A 16994-nucleotide genomic window follows, 5' to 3' on the forward strand; every position below is an offset into this window, starting at 1 on the left:
GACTCCGTTCAGTCGGCCAGGGCGATCGGACCGATCTCGGCGAACACATCGCCCGGGCCCGGGTTCTCGGCATGGGTGCGGCCACCGAAGTGGTTCATGATGCCCCACACGGCGTTGAGCGAGGTCTGTACCGCGCCCTCGACCCAGGCCGGCGTCCACGACACGTCGTCACCGGCGATGAAGATGCCGCGTTGTTCGGCGGGCATGTCGGCCTGCATGAAGTGCGCGTACATCCGCTGGTTGTAGCGGTAATGGCCGGGCAGCGCACCCTTGAAGGCGCCGAGGAAATGCGGGTCGGCCTCCCAGGACACGGTGATCGGGTCGCCGATGATGCGTGCGGCGATGTCCACTTTCGGGTAGATCTTCTTGAGGGCGTCCAGGGCCAGCTTGACCCGCTTGTCGATGGGCTGCGGCAGCATCTTCAGCGCGTCGCTCATCCACGAGTAGGACAGGCAGATCACCCCCGGCTTGTCGTCGCCGTTGTCGAACAGGTAGGTGCCGCGGGTCAGGCGGTCGGTGAGGGTCATGCTCATCAGGTCGCGGCCGGTTTCCGGGTCCTTGTCCTTCCAGAACGGCCGGTCGACCATGACGAAGGTCTTCGACGACTGCATGTAGCGCGTGCGGTCCAGGGCCATCCACATCTTCTGCGAGAACAGCGATTCCTCACACTCGATCTGGGTGGTCAGCAGCCAGCTCTGGCAGGTGGTGAGCACGGCGGCGTAATGGCGGGTGTCGCCCCAGTTGTCGGTCACCGCGAAGCGGCCATCGGCGGCACGGGCAATGCGTTTCACCCCGGTGCGTGGCGCGCCGTGGTGCAGGGAGCTCAAGCTGGTGCCGGCCGGCCAGTGCGCGCAGCGCTCCGGAACATGGCGCCAGATGCCCAGCGGCACCTGCTCGACGCCGCCGACCACCAGGTGCTGGTGGTCATCGCAGTTGGTCATGACCACGCGGAAGATTTCCAGCATCGAGTTGGGGAAGTCCGAGTCCCAGCCGCCGGTGCCGAAACCGACCTGGCCGAACACCTCGCGGTGGTGGAAAGACAGCTTGGCGAAGGCTTTCGAGGTGGCGACGAAGTCATAGAACGTGCGGTCGTCCCACAGGGGCACCAGGGTGTTCCACAGCTCCTTCAGGCGTGGCACATCGCGGTCGCGGATGGCCTGCTGGATATCGCCGAAGCGCGCACCGTCCTCCAGGGCATCGGCCCAGGCGTCGGCGACTTCCTGGAACAGCGCCGGCAGGTCGGCGAGTTTTTCCGCGTAGTGGGTCTGCCCTTCGAGGTCGATCACCGTGCTGCCGGAGGCCGGGGTCAGCGGGTTGGGGAAGGGTTTGGTTTCCAGGCCGAGCTTGTCGACATAGTGATAGAACGCGGTGGACGATACCGGGAAACGCATGCCGCCCAACTCGGCGATGATGCCCTTGGCGCCTTCGAACTCCTGGGAGCGCAGGCGGCCGCCCATCTTCGAGGCTTCGTACACCACCGGCTTGAGGCCGAGCTTCATCAGTTCATAGGCGGCCACCAGGCCGGCGATACCGGCACCGACGATGGCCACTTCGGCGCCATGGTTCTCCACCGGAATCGTACCCAGCCCGGCCGGATGCTCGATCCAGTCATCGAAGGCGAAAGGAAAGTCCGGGCCGAAAATGGTGACCGGTTTTTTACCGTCGGCTGGGTGGCGATTCTTCTTGTTCATGGCGGACCTTGCTGGCGACTCCTGCCGGAAACGTTACCCGGTAGAAGTGTAGTTAGGAAAAGACTGGCGCCATTGTAGGGAGCGGGGAGTACGTAAATAAGACGCAGAGTGTCGTCGTTTTGTTGATAGGTGATGCTTTATGACGAAGGTGGTGGGCATTTTGCAGCAATGCGTTGATCTTTTCGCGGGCAAGCCCGCTCCTACGGGTTTGGCGGCGTACTCAAGGCTTTGGTCCTTTGTGGGAAGGGGCTTGCCCGCGAAAGCGCTCTTGTGGAAACGCCTGGTCAGACCGGCTGTCCCCGATCCACCTTGCTGCTGAGGATGATCGAAGTCGTGGTTTTCTCCACACCCTCGACGCTGCCGATCTGGTCGAGCAACTGGTCCAGTTGCTCTGGCGAATCACTGCGCAGCCAGGCCACGTAGTCGAACTCCCCACTCACCGCACAGAGTTGCTGGATCTGCGCCATGGCACTGAGCCTGCGCACCACATCCTTGCCGGAACGCGGCTGTACCGTGATCCCGACATAGGCCTGCAGCCCGCCATCCACTACCCGCTGACCGAGACGCACACCATAACCGGTGATCACCTTGGCCTTCTCCAGGCGCGCCAGCCTCGAGGTCACGGTTGTGCGGGCGATGCCCAATTGCCGGGCGAGCATGGCCACGCTTTCGCGCGCGTTGATCTGCAAGGCGGCGATCAGTTGGCGATCGATTTCGTCGAGGGGGATGCGGCTGTCAGGCAAGGTGCTACTCCGTCGGAGAGGTGTGCTCACATTATTGATCCACTTGATCCACCCAATGCAGGCCGGGGATCTGATAGCGGGTACTGCGGCCACCGCCCGGAAGGCGGATCAGGCAGCCTTTTTCCAGCAAGTCGGCCAGATGCCGAGTCGCCGTGGCCTTACTGACCTTGGCGACCGCCTGATATTGCGCAGCGCTGATTCCGTGCACGAACCCTTTCTCGCCGCCATCGAGCAAGCGATTCAGCACCTTCAACTGTTCGGTCGAGAGCTGATACTGACGATGCTGTTGCCAATACCTGGCCTTGATCAGTACCCGATCGATCCGCTGCTGGGCGTGTTCCAGACTACGCAGCAAGGTTTGTAGAAACCACTGCAACCAGGCGGTGATATCCAGCAAGCCTTTCTGGCTGCTTTCAAGTATCTGGTAATAACCCTTGCGATCTTCGAGGATGCTGGCGGACATCGCATAAAAACGGATAGCTTGCTGCTCAGCCTGCGCCAGGGCCAGGTCGGTGAGGCTACGGGTCAAGCGACCGTTGCCATCATCGAACGGATGCAGTGTTACAAACCAGAAGTGGGCGATGGCGGCACGCAGGAGTGGATGCAGTGTGTTATCCGTTTGGCTGGTATTGAACCAGTGGATAAAGGTTGCCAACTCCTGATCGAGTCCGCTACGGGGGGGCGCCTCGAAGTGCACGACTGGCCGATCAAGGCGTCCGGAGACAACCTGCATGGGCTCGTCACCTCGCAACTTTCCCACACTGATACGTGCTGCCAGAGGGCCTTCGTCAACAGGAAAAAGCAAGGTATGCCAATGCAGCAGGCGCTCCAGGCTCAATGGCTGTGTGTGATGCTGGGTCGCATCCAGAAGCAACTCGGCCAGACCTTCGCTGCGCGGGCTGACCTGATGATCAGCAGCCAACCCCAGGCGCCTTGCCAGCGAGGAGCGCACCGAGCCGACATTCAATTGCTCACCTTCGATGGCCGAGGAGGTGATGATGTTTTGCAGCAGGGCATCCAGTTCGTTCTGTGCGTTGCTGTCTGCGTCGATAGCGCGAGCCATGCCGAGCAGGCGTCCTTGGGCCTCACTGCATCTCAGCAGGCAGGGAGCCAGAGTGTCGGCCTGCCAAGTGAAGTTGGGCCAGTCTGGCTGCTGCCAGATCCAGTAGGGAAGGTCGGTCATTGGCGCCTCGGCAAACGCGTGAGCCGAATAAGAGGGCTATTCGGCTCATTTCGTGAGCCGATTGTGCGAGGTATTCGGCTCAGCGTCCAGTTCTGCAAGAGGGCCTGTCTCTACTGAACTACCAGCACAGACGGACTGGTCATGGCCGTTTCGAGATAGGGATATTAGCCGACAACATAAAGGCCAGAAACGCAAAAGCCGCGCAACGCGCGGCTTTGAAGGTGGTGGGCCCACACGGACTCGAACCGTGGACCAAAGGATTATGAGCCCGTAAAAATACCCCGTCCCTGTTGGGTAAATCGATCAATACGCTGATTTTATTGGATATTTACGGGCATTGGGGACGGGTTTTGAATTTCGATGTGGACACATTGTGGTCACATTTGGCCCGGTAAGGCTGCACAGATCTTCACTTCCTTTCACTCTGTGCAATCACTGCCCCCAGTGCGGGGCCCAGGCCGGGCCTGCCCTGGGCGGTGATTGACCTATCAGGCAAGTTTGCAAAAAAAAATCACGCAAGGTGCGTCGGCGGGAGGGGGATAAGTGTTTTTTTCAGACGTTTTTTTTTGCGGATGGCGATTTTTCGTACACATCCCCTGCAAATCCGGCGATATGCTGTCCGCGTCGTCAATCTCAGGGAGTAAGGAAGAGCTATGGTGAAGGAAGATATAGTCAATGCATTGATCAAGGTGTTGCACGATGTAGGGGAGTATGAGGCTGTACGAATTGCTGCAGCAGATGGTCTGGGCTATTCGGGCTTTAGCGTCAGCGCCCGGACGGCTCTGCTAAGGACTGCTGAAGATAAAGGCGAGTCTCAACAGATACGAGCCTCAGCTATCCGCGCCCTTGGCCATACGGTGCACACGACCAAGCCCTGACAACAGGAATGGAAAAGAAGAACCGCCCAACGGGCGGTTTTTTGCTGGCTTCGGAAACAACGTTCGAGCATGCGAACGAAGCCGGATCGATTTGATGCAATCCGATCTGCCAGTTGAAGTGGCCCTACTGCTCGATGAGGCTTGGCTGGGGGAGCTACCGTCGTGTCGCTTGACGGACGTCACCTTTGACGTGCACCCGCCCATGGTTTAGCCTCGACTCAATATTTGAAAAATTGAGCTGAAAATGTCACATATCAAGAAACCCAAGCCTTATGCACAGATCTTCAGTGAGCAGGGGGCTGCTTTTATTAGCCTTCTCTCAAAATTTTCGGCTGTTGATTCGAAAGGTAGATATTTGCATTGGCACGATTTTCGCCATCGGGTACCGAAAGGAATTGATGCTGAAGCAGCATGGGGAGCAGTTAAACTATCGAGAAGCTTGATTCTCAAACCAATCGATCTGACAGCGGAAACCGGCGAGTCGTTCAAATATTGTTTGCCTGATTATGCTCAAACCGTGATACATGCTATTGAGCATATTAATTCAAAGCTTGGCTTAGGAGTTTCAAATACTTCAACAAACAATGAGAGCAACGTGTTTCTGGTTGAGTCATTGATGATGGAGGAGGCTATCTCTAGCGCTCAACTTGAAGGTGCCGCGACCACAAGAAAGGTTGCGAAAGAGATGTTGGAAAAGGAAAGGGAGCCCATAAACGATGACGAACGGATGATTTTCAATAACTTCATGCTCATGAAGTTAGCAAAGCACAGCAAGGATATGGGGCTGTCCATTGAGTTGATAAGGCGTTTTCATACAGAGGCAACTCGAAACATTCAGGAAGATTATGCCTGCCCAGGTGAGGTTAGAAGGGAAAATGATATTTATGTGAAAGGTCGCGATGATGAGGTTGCACATCAGCCACCTGATGCCGCTCTTCTCCTGGATAGGCTTGAAAGGCTTTGTGAATTCGCTAACGAGAACCACGACGGCCATGATGGTAGGACGTTTATCCATCCGGCAGTAAAAGCAATAATTCTCCATTTTATGATTGGGTATGAGCATCCCTTTAATGATGGAAACGGAAGGACTGCTAGGTGCATATTCTATTGGTACATGCTAAAAAGTGGTTATTGGGCGTTTGAGTACATATCCATAAGCGCCCTTTTAAAGCAGGCGCCAGTTCAATATGGTGAGTCGTATCTTTTTACCGAGACCGATGATTTTGATTTAACGTATTTCATATGCTATCAACTGAAAATCATAGAAAGAGCCATGGATGACTTCCTTGGCTATATAGAAAAAAAGAGAAAGGAGTTCTATGATGTAATGGAGCTTCTTGTGGAATCCGGATTTAATAAGGATCTCAATTTTAGACAGGTCCATCTTCTCAAGAAGGTGCTTCGCAGCCCCGGCAGGTTGTTCATAGCCAAGGAGGTCAAAAATGACTTTGATGTTTCGGAAGGAACTGCGCGAGCTGATCTTGAGAAATTAGTTAAATTGAAGTTGTTGGCTAAAACCAAGGAAGGGAAAACACATTGTTATGTTGCACGTGGTGACGCTGTAAATCAGATCCGTAAGAAGTGATCTTGCCATTGCCCGATATTCGCCGCTCCTAGAGCAAAGCCGCCCGATTGGGCGGCTTTTTGATGGTCGCTTAGATCGCAATTGATTTAAGCCTGCCGCTCATCCCCTGAGTTGCTAGCGACGGATGCGGTTGCGCCCAGTCATGATGGTGTCGCTTCGCATAGATGTGAGAGACCTAGGCCTGCCTAAAGTATACAAAGAATATTTATGCATGTAACGCTTACACATAAAATTTCTATAGATTACATCTGCGCCCATTGCGCGATTCAGATTTTATCCGTCAGAATAGTTGCGCACACCTATTGCGCTAATGGTAGCCAAATATGAACTTAGAAAAGATCTGGAAGAGAGAACTTCGAAAAAGACAAGCTAACGAATTCCGAAGGGATCGAACCATTTTGAACTGGCCCATACATGCTCAACGAGTGGTTGACGTATTTCAGGCTTTTGAGCAGCAAGCTCGTAAGGATGGTGTTCACATGAGGGTCGTGGAGCCAGAGTTTTCTCCTAAGCCAGAGGAAGTCGGTACCTTCATCACTGGGGCCAGCTCAGTACACCTTGGCTTCGGGATCGAGTATACGGGCGAAGGGATTTTGGATCGTGACGTTGAGGGATACGCGCAGCACGCTTTAGAAATTGAAACAGGATCAGAATTGGTAGTTCACTTCTCATCCGCTTCTGGACTGATACAGGTTTTTTTTCGACATCCGAAAACAGATCGAAACAAAAAATCAAAAGAGCCAATTCTTTACAAGTACACTTACAACACCGATACACTGACGCACGATTGGATCGCCTCTCTAATTCCACCGTTCCTGGCGTTTAACAGATGCAGTAGTGTGTTGCAAAGGCCCGGCCTCATTGACGTATGGCGGATGCGGTGGTGGCAGTTTTATGACATCAGAAATCGACGCGGATATTTAAAGAAATTTAAACATATATTCACCGCCTGGGAGCTTCTTGTCATTGGAGCGGTAATCAGTGCCATTGTTGGCTTTCCACTTGCAGCAGTCATTAAATGGCTATCGTAAAAATCAACCAACTAATGTGCATTTCGAAAAGAGGCCAAGTCAAAGTGTGATTGGTCTGAGCTTACTACTCATGCCCCGGGCTGCTGTAGCGGCAGACGAGAAGGCTGCGGCGTTCCCAGGCACCGGCGTTGGGCCGTGCGTGTGGCTGGCCAGCTGCGTGTTCATCTGCTCCACCAGGTCGAGCAGGTCGCAGAGCACCTGCAGCACGTTGACCCCTTCCGACCCGAGCCAGGTCCTGGGCGCCTGCAGGCGCTGACTGATCGCTGCAACGCTCTTGCGCGTGCCCTGGATCTTCTCCTGCATGTCACCGCCGATCGTCGCGTTGTGCTTCTGGCAGACGACCAGGTTCAGATCCCGGCCAGTGGCCTGGTGCAGATCGTCGACGGCGGCCAGGCTCGCGGACCCACCCGACAGCAGCTTCATGGCGCCCAGCGCCTCAATCTTCTTGATCCCGCCGACCGATTCGGTCGAGTGGTCGTCGACCGTCCTGGTGTGGCTCTGGAACTGCTCGCGGTTGGTCAGCGACTCGACCTCGCGGTCGATCGCCTTGTCCTTGATCTTGCCGTCCGTCTGGCGCAGCCAGTTGCCGTCAGCGTCGACACGCTGCTGGCTGCCCTCGCTGTGCTGCCACACCAGGTCGCCTTTCGGCACCTGAGGCAGTGCCAGGCCGTGCGGCAGGATCTGCGTGATGAACGGCTTGTGCGGAAGCCCGTACGCGAACGACACGACCACCATCGTGCCCTCGTCGGGGAAGCCATACATGCCGCGTTCAGCGCCGCCCATCGGCGCCGGCAGCGGCAGGCTGGTCAGTGTTGGCAGATCGGGATCGGGCTCGCCGTCCGGTAGTAGTACCTGGACGTCGACGCCGTAGCGCGGGCGGAAGTCGTCGCACAGCCCGGGCGCCGCCGGCGCATCCGGTACCGCGACCACGCGCCCGAAGCGTGGCAGGTGGTAACCCCCGGTCAGTTCGGGGAATTGGCGCTCTACAGCGCGGCGGATTGCGTCTTCCATTTCAGTGCCATCTGAGTTCCGGAGAGCGTGACGTGGGTCACCCGCTCGCCCTGGTTGATCAATGCACCAGGTCGCAGCCCGGGAAGGGCGGCAATCATGGCGCTCTGGTTGCCCTGGTAGCCGTCGAACAGCTCGGTGGGCAGTTGCAGCGCGGGGCGCACGCCAAAGTAGCTGTCGGCCCAGCTCCCCACGAAGACATCGCCGTCGCCCTGCTGCTGCCACATGAAGTCGGGGATGTTGAACACCTGGGCCAAGCTCTCCATGGCCTGGAAGCCAGCGGCCAGGCTGTAGAAGAACGGCGCCCGGGTTGTCGCGTAGGGTTGGTCCGGCACGCGAAAACGCAGGCCGGTCTGCGAGCTGATGTGTTCCAGGACGCCGCGCAAGTCGACATGCCGCAGGTTCATCGGCAGGGCCTTGGCCAGGATGCCGGTCAGCTCACGGCAGAACAGGACCTGCTGCTTCGCATTGGCTGCGGTGCTTCGCTCGACGTAGCCGATGAAGTGCCGCTGCAGCGTGCGGTCGTTGTAGCCGAGGTCGAACGTGACCAGCCCCTTCAACGGCGCGCCGGCGGCGACGGTGAAGGTCGCCCGACCCGGATTGCGCAGCTCCAGCCGAATGTCGGCCTTCACCAGGTCGTACTGGGTGCCCTTGATGGCGATGATCTGGTGCAGCTTCATTTCGGCCCCCCGATCCAGTCGTCAATTTTCTTCAGCGTGGCCTCGAAGCCGGTCAGCCCCTGCTGGCCTTCGCTCTCCCCGGAACCGTCGACCGACGAGCCGGTCCCAGACTGAGCACTGACGGCGCCCTTGTCGGCGCGCTTCTCCACTTTCTCCGGGTTGGACTTCTTCTCGGTCAGGCCGAACTGGACTTTCCAGCAGGCCAGGAAGTCGTCTTCCCGGGCGCTGACCCCATCGGCGAAAGTGACTTGCCGCATGCCGAAGGCCGCCGCCGTGTCGTTGACCACCCGGTAGGTCTTGAGCTGGCCACCACCCTCCGTCGCCTCGGCCAGGCGCATGAGGGTACGCAGCCAGTCGCTGTTCACGAAAGGAATCGTCAGGGTGACGGTCAGCACCTTCGGCTTGAACCCCTTGTGGGCCTTCTCCGTGTTGCTGGTCTGGCCCGACATGTCCTCGGCCTCGATCCGCAGGTTTGCGGTGACCTTCAGGGTCTTGCCCTGGATTGCCTCGCCGTCCAGGAGCAGTGTCATAGGCCCACCATTTCGCGGACGAAGCTCAAGCCCTTCTCAGACCCAACCAGGAGCAGGCCGGCGCTCATGACCCACTCATGACCTGGTGCTTCACCCTCCAGGATCTTGCGGCGCAGTTCTGCCGAGCTGCCCGGGCCGACCAGGCGCGCCTGGACCATACTGTCAGCCTGGCCGCCGGCGAGCAGTTGCTGGAGGTCGGCCAGCTTCTGGTCGCGCTGCCGCTGTTGGTCGACCTTGCGCTGTGCCAGGGCGGCCAGGTCGGCCATGGGTGAGCTGTCCGCCGCGTAACCCTCCAGGACCGATATCTGACCGGCGATCGATTGCTGGGCAGTCTTCAGCACCGTGCAGCGCTCCAGGGGCAGCGTCTCCCAACGCGGCAGTGCGCCGGCCTGGGGGATCTTCCACTTTTCAGTCTCCAACTGGGCCAGGTGCTCGGCGCGGCGCTGTGTGCGCACCAGCTCGGGGACCGGCATCAAGGCATTGAAGCCGGCCAGGCCGGCGGCGAGCTGGTCGAAGCGGGTGGCCAGGAACAGTATGCAGAGTGCGTGCAGGTTGCCCTGGGGGCTGCCAGCGTCGGTCGAGTCGGTCAGCTTGTCCGCCAGCTCCTGCAGGAGGTTCGGCGCTGACAGGAAGCGCTGATAGCCGCGCCCCTGGCCGATCCCGCTTTGGAACGGTGTCACCACCAGGCAGGCCGGTGCCTCGCCCAGTTGGTCGGCCAGGGCCTGGCGCCCGGCCTCGATCGCGTCCTGGGCGGAGGCTCCGACCGGCCCGGGGCTTGTGGTGGCCAGTCCCTGCAGGCCGGCCAGCCGCTGACCGGTGCTGGCCAGCTCGCTGCCGGCCAGGGCCTTGGATGCGTCGAGCTGGTCCATCCAGCGGGTGGCCTCGGTCGGCCAGCGCATTGCCACGGGCGCCCAGGTCATGCCGGCACCGCCCATTTGATGGCGCGCAGCGCCTTCACTTTCTTGTCCTGGAGCGCTGCCGCCGCGTCGCGCTTGAGCTGATCAGCCTGGCGCAGGGCGGCCTGTTTGAACTGCACCAGGTCCTTGTTCACCTGCAGCAGTTGGTCGCGGGTGTGCTCTTGGTACTGCCGCACGCCATCGGCGCCGGCGCTGGGATAGGCGCCATCCAGGCCGCTGAAAACAAGGCTGGTCAGGTTCACCTGGTCCTCCAGGGAACCACCGTAACGGTGGGGCTCGCCCAGGGCGTTGGAGCTGTAGCCGGCCTCGATGTACTGCGCACAGCCTGCGCTGATCTCGGCCAGCTTGTCCTGGTAGAGCCTGGCCAGGATCGCGGCGGTGTCGTCGACCCACTCGCCGTTCTTCCAGATCTGCCCCGGGCTGGGTTGTTTCACGGTGTAGCCCGCTGGGATCGGATCGAGGCCGGTAAGTGTTTTCGGCTCCCCGCTGGCGATGCTGTAGACGATCAGCCCCTGGAAGAAGTCCACCAGTTGCCAGGCCTGGCCATTCCAGTACGCCGCCTTCTGATCCGGTACCGCCGGCGGCGCGACTTCAACGCAACCGCCCGGCACAAGCCATACGTCCGGTTCCAGGGGGCTGGGGTCCGCCACGACGGTGCCGACGTACAGGCCCTGGGCGTTGGTCTGATAAACGATTTTGCTTTGCATGGTGGGCCTCAGTACTTGATGCAGGCCAGCAACGCGACGTTGCGTGGACGGGTTTCACTGCCGCCGGACGCGTCCACAACGATGTTGTGCGCGTGCGCCGCTGCCGCCTGAATGTTGATGGTGTGGTTATGCGCGCCGGCGGGGTTTGTCACATGCAAGGCCCCGCCGCCGTTCGCTGTGGTGACGTAGCCGCCGGGGGTGTTGTTCGACCCGGCGGACTTGGTGAAGGTGTGGGTGTGCTCGCCTGCAACATCGCTGCTCGCGTCGTGGGTGTGTTCGCCCGCTGCGCTGCTGCTCGCGGTGTGGGTGTGCGATGCGTTCTGGAATCCCTGGCTACTGCCGAGGGCACGCCCCGCGTCCACGTCCCGCCCATCGGACCAGCCACGAATGAATTCGCCTCGCAGATCCGGCAGGGTGAAGGTGCTCACGCCGTCGCCAGCGCCGAACTGGGTGCCGATCACTGCGAACAGCGCCGCGTATGTGGTGCGCGATACCGTTGCACCGTTGGCTTTCAGGAAGCCCGCCGGTGCTGTAGTGGTTGGGAAGGACATCACGGCGCCGGCGGGCACGATGGTCGCGGGATTCAGGTTGGCCTGGTTGTAGAACTCGACGAACCCCTGCCATTGCCCGCCGACTTGCGCTCTGGTCAACAGCCGAGTGCTCTGGTGGGAGTGCCAGACCTGCTTACAGTTTCCATCACTGCGCCAAAGGAGGTCGATGAACCACCAGCTCGCGTCGGGGGCGTTCTGCAGGTCGGAACCCATGTAGAGGCCGCTTTTCACGATTTTGGTCGGGTCCTGGCCCGAAATGTCCACCGCCGGGCCACCCAGGCCAAAAGCTCCAACCTTCATGACGTTGCCAGCATCTGTGCCAGCATTGAGTTTGGCTGCCGTTCCGAGGCTTAGTGCCAGTTCAGCCAGTTTTTGGGCCGCAATTTGCACCGCCGAGTTGACTGCAATCGAAGTTGCCAGGATGTTCGGTTCTTGCACATGTGGGCTGTCGCTGATGGCGTTCGGCAGGTTGCCCAGCCCAACATCCTCTTTCGTAGTGCCACGGGCCCGCAGTTTCGGATAGTCGCCGTTCCGGGCCGCAAACAGGCTCACCAGGGCGCCATCGATCGGCTCCACTGGCCGGGCGTCGACCAGTGTGCCGTCGCTGCCGACCGTTGCGACCTTGACGCAGTAGTGACGGGCGCCGGCACTGTCGGTGTAGTCCTGCTTATCTGCGCCGGCGGTGAAGCTCCAGCGGGCAACGACATCACTCAGGTGGCGCTGCAACGACACGTCGATCCAGATCCCGGCTCCGGCGGCCACGTCCAGTTGCACCTCTTCCAGGAGATTAACCCGGATACCCTCGACGTAGGCTGTACCTGGTGCAATCTTGACCTTTGTACCGGTGCCGGTGCGGCTGGCGATCAGCGACGAGCCGAAGAAGCAGGCCCGACCGAAGGTCACCCGGGATGTCTCGCGCTCGCGTTCGTCGATGCCGGCCAGGCGGACGGTGAAGTCGTGCTGCCAGGTGCTGGCATCGATCGACACGCCGGTCAGCGCCTTGGCCCCGTCGAATACCAGGAGAAAGTTCCGGGTGACGTTGTTGCCGATCTGCGCCGGCAAGATGTTCTTGCGCTTCTGCTGCAGCGGTACGTAGGCCACCGACAACAGCACGTTCTCGGCTGTCTCCAGGCCGATATAGTTCCAGTCGAAGTCGCCGACATCGCTGCCGAGCATGACGCTGTACACGACCTGGTTCGTGTTCACGTAGCCGGCGCGGGTGACATTGAACGTCCCCACGATCTGGCTGGCCGGTGGCTTGCCGGCAGTCCGATCGACAGCGGCGGTCGGATCGAGCCCGGGCACGTTGGCCAGGATGAAGCGGGAAACAATCAGGGGTTGCTGTAAGCCGGCTTTCTGAGCGATCAGGTTTTCCCCGGCAATGGTGATGGTGGCCCCCATGGGGATCTCCTACAGAGAGGCGACCAGGGTGGCCTGGTCGTCATTGAAGTCAGCGATAGCGACCTGGACGGTCACCGCAGTCATGTTTTCGAAGTCGTACCGCCTGCAGGTGCGCCCGTACTGCTGCACCAGGACGCGCAGCAGATCGGCGTTGATCGACAGTTGGCTGTCGGATAGGCGCAGCAGCACCACATCCCAGTCCCGTCCCTGCTGCCGTTCCTCGATCTCGATGTAGCCGACGCCGAGGCGCTGCAGGATGCGCTGCATGCCGGCAGTGCTGCCGGCGTCGACCGCGTTGACGAAGGCGTACTTGACCCGCAGGCGGAACAGGGCTTCGGGTTCGCCGTTGAAGCGCGTCACGTCACGCTGCCAGGCCCACAGCTCCAGGATGTTCAGATGGCAGGTGTCGGGGTCGAGCTGGGAGTACGGCCACATGAGCCAGCCGCTGACGGTTTCCCACCAGCGTTGTGCAGCCGTGCGCAGCTTCGAAAGCTCGGTGCCGCCGAGCCAGAACGGCAGTTTGAGGTTGATCATTGCGGCACCACTGCGAAGGTTTTCAGGCGGGGGATGCTCATGCCGCTAATGATGTCGCCGACCGGGACAACCCTCATGGAGTCGATATCGGGGAACTCCTGGTGCAGTTCCTCCATCAGCCGGCTCATGCTGAACCGGGACTGGGGGTAGGTCAGCGTCGGCTTGTAGTCCTTGGAGGTGCTTTCCCGGAACGCGGCCCGCACGAACAGCTCAATCTCGGCTTTCAGCTCTTTCAGGCGCGCCGCGCTGGTGTTGGCCTTCGGCCACAGGTACACGGAAAAGCCGACGTCCGTGGTCGGCATGACCATGGCCACCAGGTCATCGCCGTGGCCATGGTTCCCATCGTCACGAATGTGCGCGTTGATCTGCTCCAGGTACGAGTCCGCCGGCACGCCGGCTTCGAACAGCACGTAGGCATTGGCACTGCCTGGCCCGCGCGGTGCGCCGTGCTCGAAGTAGATCCCGTCAGGGCGAACGCCCGGGAATGCCGCGATCATGGCGCGATACACCGCGTCCGTGTGCCACTGGTTGACCGCGCTGAACTGGTTACGCACGCGCAGGCGCAGTTCGTCGTCAGCCTCCGGATCTGCACCTGGTGAGGTCAGCCAGTCCTCGGTGTTGACCACCTGGACGATCCCGGGCACAGGTTCCGACAGGATCGCGTAGTAACCGGGCGCCAGGTTGTAGCCGCTGCCGACCTGGCGCGCTTCGACTTTGACGGACACCTGCAGGCGCCCGTCCGGGAACACGCCGTCTTCAATGGTCACCAGTTGGTACACGTTGCCATTGATGGTGGTCGAGTTCACGACCACGCCGGCGGCCATGCGCAGCTCGCCGGCGGAGTTCTCCCGGGTGAACAGCAGCACGCCCTGGGCCTTGGTGGCACCCTTGCGGGTGACGTTCACGGCCCAGGCCAGCGAGTCGAGCCAGGCGCCGCCGGCGGTTTTCACAAAGAAGTTCGGCAGCACCGTGTCACTGATGAAGCCGATCAGCCACAGCACCGGCTTGGTCACCAGGGCGGTGACTACCCGCCAGAACGGCGAATAGTTGCTGGTGTTGCTCAGCTTGCTGCCCTGGGCGGCCACTTCGGCCTCCCAGGCCTTGCGCAGGGCCGCATCAGTGGTCGGCACGCCGGCGTCGCTCAGGGCCTGGCGAAAGTCTACGTCGCTCACAGGTACACCTCGATATCTCCGAATTTCAGGGTTTTGGCGGTAACCAGGTACACGCCCGGGCGGTCCTGGGTGATTCGGGCCGTACCCGGAACAAGCCGTTCGTCATCCTCGACCAGCAGCTCCATCTGCAGGATGCAGTCGGCCTGGCGCAGCTTGCTGCGCTCGGCCACCAGGGTGACCAGGAGCCCGCTCTCCCTGATCATGTGGCCGATGTCCTGGGCGATGCTGGCCCGGTCCTCGATCAGCAGTGGCTGGCGGGACGGGTCCAACACCAGGTCGTTGTTCTCAATCAGCAGATCGATGTATTCGCCCATCAGCCCACCGCCATTCCGATCATGTTTTCCAGCTCCAAGGGGTTCATGGCTTGGCTGGTGTGGATCTCCACGGTGTCCACCTGGATACGGCGGTCCTGGCTCTGCGTGGTGTTCTGGATGCGGCTCAGCAGCCCGCCCGGGGGCACGCTCGCGGGGCTTGCGGGGGAAACGCTCGGGGCGGCCTGGGCCAGGCTGGCGCGGCTACGCTCGGTCTGCTCGATCGGCACCATGGCCGGGATCGAGGGCTGGACCTGCATCAGCGCCTTGGCGCCTGGCAGCGGCAGCAGCGGGTCGGCGATCGGGGTGATGCCGATCGGCGCGGAGATCTGCGGGATCTCCGGTTGTGCCGGCAACTCGCCGAAGCGGGTTTCGATGTTCACGCCCGGTATCTTGTTCAGCATCTCGATCAGGCTGTTGATGGCCTTGTTAAAGATCGCGACGATGCCGTCCCACGCGGCTTTCGCCAGGCCCGACCAGCCGCCCATCGAGTCGAACCAGGCGCCCAGCTTCTCCAGCTGTGCCATGACCCACTTGAACGCGGCGGTGTCCATGAGCGCGGCTTTCAGGTCGTCCCAGTAGTAAATGACCAGGCCGACGATCGCGACCAGGGCGACAATGCCGGCGATCACCAGGCCGATCGGGTTGGCGTACATGGCCGCGTTCACCAGCCAGATCGCGCCCTGCCACAGCAGCATCCCGGCGCGGGCGACAGCCATCCAGGTGTACATGAGCACCAGACCGGCAATGAACGCGGTCACCATGACGGCGTGGTAGAGGAACATCGCGATGCTTCGCCAGCCGGTCCAGGTCAGGGCGACCCAGATCAGGCGCAGGCTCATCAGCGACGTTTTACTGAGCCCGACCACCAGGGTCAGCGCGCTCATGGCTGCAGCACAGGCAAGCATCGTCAGGCTGGCGATGCCGATCACGCGGGTGATGTTCGGGAACAGCTTCGTCCAGCGCACCAGGACCTTGCCCATTTCGACCAGGCGAGTCATGACCGGCTGCAGGACTGGGATCAGTACCTGGCCGAACGAGATCCGCAACGCGGTCACCGCCGCGCTGAACTGCTGCCACGGGTCGACCATGGCCTGGGCCATCTTCTCGGCCTGTTCCAGGCCCCGGACCTTGCCGAGCTTGTCGATACCGTCCCTCAGCCGATCGGTGTCTCCGGCCAGGGCGCCGATCACCTGGGCGCCCTCGTTGCTGAAGGCTTCCTGGATCTTTGCGTTTGCCGCCGCTCCCTTGAGATCGCCGAACTTGCCCTGCAGCTTGGCCAGGATGTCGAGCATCGGTAGGACCTTGCCGTTCGTGTCGGTGAACTTCATGCCGAGCTTGGTCGACGCGTTCTCGATGTTCTCGAAAAACGCCTTGTACTTGCCGCCGGCATCGCCGCTTTCCATGGTCGACGACAGGCTGCCGAGTACCGCCATCTGCTCGGCCAGGTCAATGCCGGACGCCGTGGCGATCGCCCCGGCCTCCTTGAACCCGTCTTTCATCTGTTCGCCGCTGGTGCGGAACAGCTGGACCGCCAGGGCGGTCTGCCCGGCCAGCTTCTCGACCCATTGGCTTTTGCCCATGGCGTCAGCGGCCTGTTTCTGCAGGTTGTAGAGGGTGCCCACGTAGTCGCCCATGGTCGACTTGTCGGACTTGGTGGCCTTGGCCAGGACCGCGCTGCTGTTCGTGAAGGCGGCCAACTGGGTGCCGGCCAGGCCCTTGACCGCGCCCTGGATCGAGTACGCCGAGGAAATGAATTCCTCGGCGCTCGCACCGTAGGCGATCGAGAATTCCAGCGCCTTGTTGTTGAGGCTGTCCAGGGCGTCCTCGGCCACGCCCAGGGAGCGCACATCGCCCAGTGCCCGGTTCACATCCAGCGCCGGTGACAAAGATCCTTCCATGGCGGTGACGGCGCCGTACAGGCCCGCGAACCCCGTACCGATCTGGCGGATATTGGCTTCGCCCTTCTCGGCCAAGTCGTTGAAGCCCCTGGTCACCTTGGCCAGCGGCGCACTCACCTTGTCCGTGAGGTTCAGAATGAAGTCCAGGCGACTGGATGCGTTGGTGCTCAT

The 16994-nt window shown here is 60.7% G+C and carries 16 protein-coding genes; 3 read left to right on the forward strand and 13 right to left on the reverse strand.

What is annotated here, in order from left to right:
* Positions 1 to 8: 8 nt before the first annotated feature.
* The 3 genes from ACM62G_RS14765 to ACM62G_RS14775 form a co-directional block, all read right to left on the reverse strand.
* A complete protein-coding gene (locus ACM62G_RS14765; protein ID WP_054057035.1) occupies positions 9 to 1691 on the reverse strand; it encodes a flavin monoamine oxidase family protein in 1683 nt (560 codons plus the stop codon).
* Positions 1692 to 1975: 284 nt separating this feature from the next.
* On the reverse strand, positions 1976 to 2434 hold the full coding sequence (locus ACM62G_RS14770; protein WP_017906284.1) for an Lrp/AsnC family transcriptional regulator: 459 nt from the start codon (positions 2432 to 2434) through the stop codon (positions 1976 to 1978).
* 31 nt (positions 2435 to 2465) lie between these two features.
* The gene (locus ACM62G_RS14775) at positions 2466 to 3617 is read right to left on the reverse strand and encodes a Fic family protein (RefSeq protein ID WP_419737395.1); all 1152 of its coding nucleotides are present in this window, start codon (positions 3615 to 3617) and stop codon (positions 2466 to 2468) included.
* A 653-nt stretch (positions 3618 to 4270) separates the two neighbouring features.
* On the opposite strand from ACM62G_RS14775, the gene ACM62G_RS14780 reads away from it, so the two are divergent.
* From ACM62G_RS14780 to ACM62G_RS14790, 3 genes are all read left to right on the forward strand, one after another.
* Positions 4271 to 4495, forward strand: a complete 225-nt coding sequence (locus tag ACM62G_RS14780) for a hypothetical protein (protein WP_419737396.1) — start codon at positions 4271 to 4273, stop codon at positions 4493 to 4495.
* A gap of 244 nt (positions 4496 to 4739) precedes the next feature.
* Entirely contained in the window at positions 4740 to 6080 is a 1341-nt protein-coding gene (locus ACM62G_RS14785) for a Fic family protein (RefSeq protein WP_419737397.1), read from the forward strand.
* 323 nt (positions 6081 to 6403) lie between these two features.
* Complete coding sequence (locus ACM62G_RS14790) at positions 6404 to 7111, forward strand: hypothetical protein (RefSeq protein ID WP_419737398.1); 708 nt, start codon at positions 6404 to 6406, stop codon at positions 7109 to 7111.
* A 39-nt stretch (positions 7112 to 7150) separates the two neighbouring features.
* On the opposite strand, the gene ACM62G_RS14795 is transcribed toward ACM62G_RS14790, so the two are convergent.
* From ACM62G_RS14795 to ACM62G_RS14840, 10 genes are read right to left on the reverse strand one after another with little or no spacing between them, the layout of a single operon-like run.
* Positions 7151 to 8122 (reverse strand): hypothetical protein, encoded by a 972-nt coding sequence (locus ACM62G_RS14795; RefSeq protein WP_419737399.1) that lies wholly within the window; start codon positions 8120 to 8122, stop codon positions 7151 to 7153.
* On the reverse strand, positions 8095 to 8799 hold the full coding sequence (locus ACM62G_RS14800) for a hypothetical protein (protein WP_419737400.1): 705 nt from the start codon (positions 8797 to 8799) through the stop codon (positions 8095 to 8097). The genes ACM62G_RS14795 and ACM62G_RS14800 overlap by 28 nt, the downstream gene beginning before the upstream one ends.
* Positions 8796 to 9329, reverse strand: coding sequence for a DNA-binding protein (locus ACM62G_RS14805; protein WP_419737401.1), 534 nt, complete (start codon positions 9327 to 9329; stop codon positions 8796 to 8798). Before ACM62G_RS14805 ends, ACM62G_RS14800 begins: the two co-directional genes overlap by 4 nt.
* A complete protein-coding gene (locus ACM62G_RS14810) occupies positions 9326 to 10249 on the reverse strand; it encodes a hypothetical protein (protein ID WP_419737402.1) in 924 nt (307 codons plus the stop codon). The genes ACM62G_RS14805 and ACM62G_RS14810 overlap by 4 nt, the downstream gene beginning before the upstream one ends.
* A complete protein-coding gene (locus tag ACM62G_RS14815) occupies positions 10246 to 10953 on the reverse strand; it encodes a hypothetical protein (protein ID WP_419737403.1) in 708 nt (235 codons plus the stop codon). The genes ACM62G_RS14810 and ACM62G_RS14815 overlap by 4 nt, the downstream gene beginning before the upstream one ends.
* Before the next feature lie 8 nt (positions 10954 to 10961).
* Positions 10962 to 12905, reverse strand: a complete 1944-nt coding sequence (locus ACM62G_RS14820) for a phage tail protein (RefSeq protein WP_419737404.1) — start codon at positions 12903 to 12905, stop codon at positions 10962 to 10964.
* A gap of 9 nt (positions 12906 to 12914) precedes the next feature.
* A complete protein-coding gene (locus ACM62G_RS14825) occupies positions 12915 to 13439 on the reverse strand; it encodes a phage tail protein (RefSeq protein ID WP_419737405.1) in 525 nt (174 codons plus the stop codon).
* The gene (locus ACM62G_RS14830) at positions 13436 to 14611 is read right to left on the reverse strand and encodes a baseplate J/gp47 family protein (RefSeq protein ID WP_419737406.1); all 1176 of its coding nucleotides are present in this window, start codon (positions 14609 to 14611) and stop codon (positions 13436 to 13438) included. Before ACM62G_RS14830 ends, ACM62G_RS14825 begins: the two co-directional genes overlap by 4 nt.
* Positions 14608 to 14925, reverse strand: coding sequence for a DUF2590 family protein (locus ACM62G_RS14835; RefSeq protein WP_419737407.1), 318 nt, complete (start codon positions 14923 to 14925; stop codon positions 14608 to 14610). Before ACM62G_RS14835 ends, ACM62G_RS14830 begins: the two co-directional genes overlap by 4 nt.
* Positions 14925 to 16994, reverse strand: coding sequence for a phage tail tape measure protein (locus tag ACM62G_RS14840; protein WP_419737408.1), 2070 nt, complete (start codon positions 16992 to 16994; stop codon positions 14925 to 14927). Before ACM62G_RS14840 ends, ACM62G_RS14835 begins: the two co-directional genes overlap by 1 nt.

The organism is Pseudomonas sp. COR18 (genome assembly GCF_048568395.1).
In the GTDB taxonomy this organism is placed as follows: domain Bacteria; phylum Pseudomonadota; class Gammaproteobacteria; order Pseudomonadales; family Pseudomonadaceae; genus Aquipseudomonas; species Aquipseudomonas fuscovaginae_B.

Excerpts from the sequence above, each read along its gene's own strand:
- ACM62G_RS14765 (WP_054057035.1), bottom strand. The coding sequence starts at position 1,691 with ATGAACAAGAAGAATCGCCACCCAGCCGACGGTAAAAAACCGGTCACC.
- ACM62G_RS14775 (WP_419737395.1), bottom strand. The coding sequence starts at position 3,617 with ATGACCGACCTTCCCTACTGGATCTGGCAGCAGCCAGACTGGCCCAAC.
- ACM62G_RS14780 (WP_419737396.1), top strand. The coding sequence starts at position 4,271 with ATGGTGAAGGAAGATATAGTCAATGCATTGATCAAGGTGTTGCACGAT.
- ACM62G_RS14785 (WP_419737397.1), top strand. The coding sequence starts at position 4,740 with ATGTCACATATCAAGAAACCCAAGCCTTATGCACAGATCTTCAGTGAG.
- ACM62G_RS14790 (WP_419737398.1), top strand. The coding sequence starts at position 6,404 with ATGAACTTAGAAAAGATCTGGAAGAGAGAACTTCGAAAAAGACAAGCT.
- ACM62G_RS14795 (WP_419737399.1), bottom strand. The coding sequence starts at position 8,122 with ATGGAAGACGCAATCCGCCGCGCTGTAGAGCGCCAATTCCCCGAACTG.
- ACM62G_RS14800 (WP_419737400.1), bottom strand. The coding sequence starts at position 8,799 with ATGAAGCTGCACCAGATCATCGCCATCAAGGGCACCCAGTACGACCTG.
- ACM62G_RS14805 (WP_419737401.1), bottom strand. The coding sequence starts at position 9,329 with ATGACACTGCTCCTGGACGGCGAGGCAATCCAGGGCAAGACCCTGAAG.
- ACM62G_RS14810 (WP_419737402.1), bottom strand. The coding sequence starts at position 10,249 with ATGACCTGGGCGCCCGTGGCAATGCGCTGGCCGACCGAGGCCACCCGC.
- ACM62G_RS14815 (WP_419737403.1), bottom strand. The coding sequence starts at position 10,953 with ATGCAAAGCAAAATCGTTTATCAGACCAACGCCCAGGGCCTGTACGTC.
- ACM62G_RS14820 (WP_419737404.1), bottom strand. The coding sequence starts at position 12,905 with ATGGGGGCCACCATCACCATTGCCGGGGAAAACCTGATCGCTCAGAAA.
- ACM62G_RS14825 (WP_419737405.1), bottom strand. The coding sequence starts at position 13,439 with ATGATCAACCTCAAACTGCCGTTCTGGCTCGGCGGCACCGAGCTTTCG.
- ACM62G_RS14835 (WP_419737407.1), bottom strand. The coding sequence starts at position 14,925 with ATGGGCGAATACATCGATCTGCTGATTGAGAACAACGACCTGGTGTTG.
- ACM62G_RS14840 (WP_419737408.1), bottom strand. The coding sequence starts at position 16,994 with ATGAGCACCAACGCATCCAGTCGCCTGGACTTCATTCTGAACCTCACG.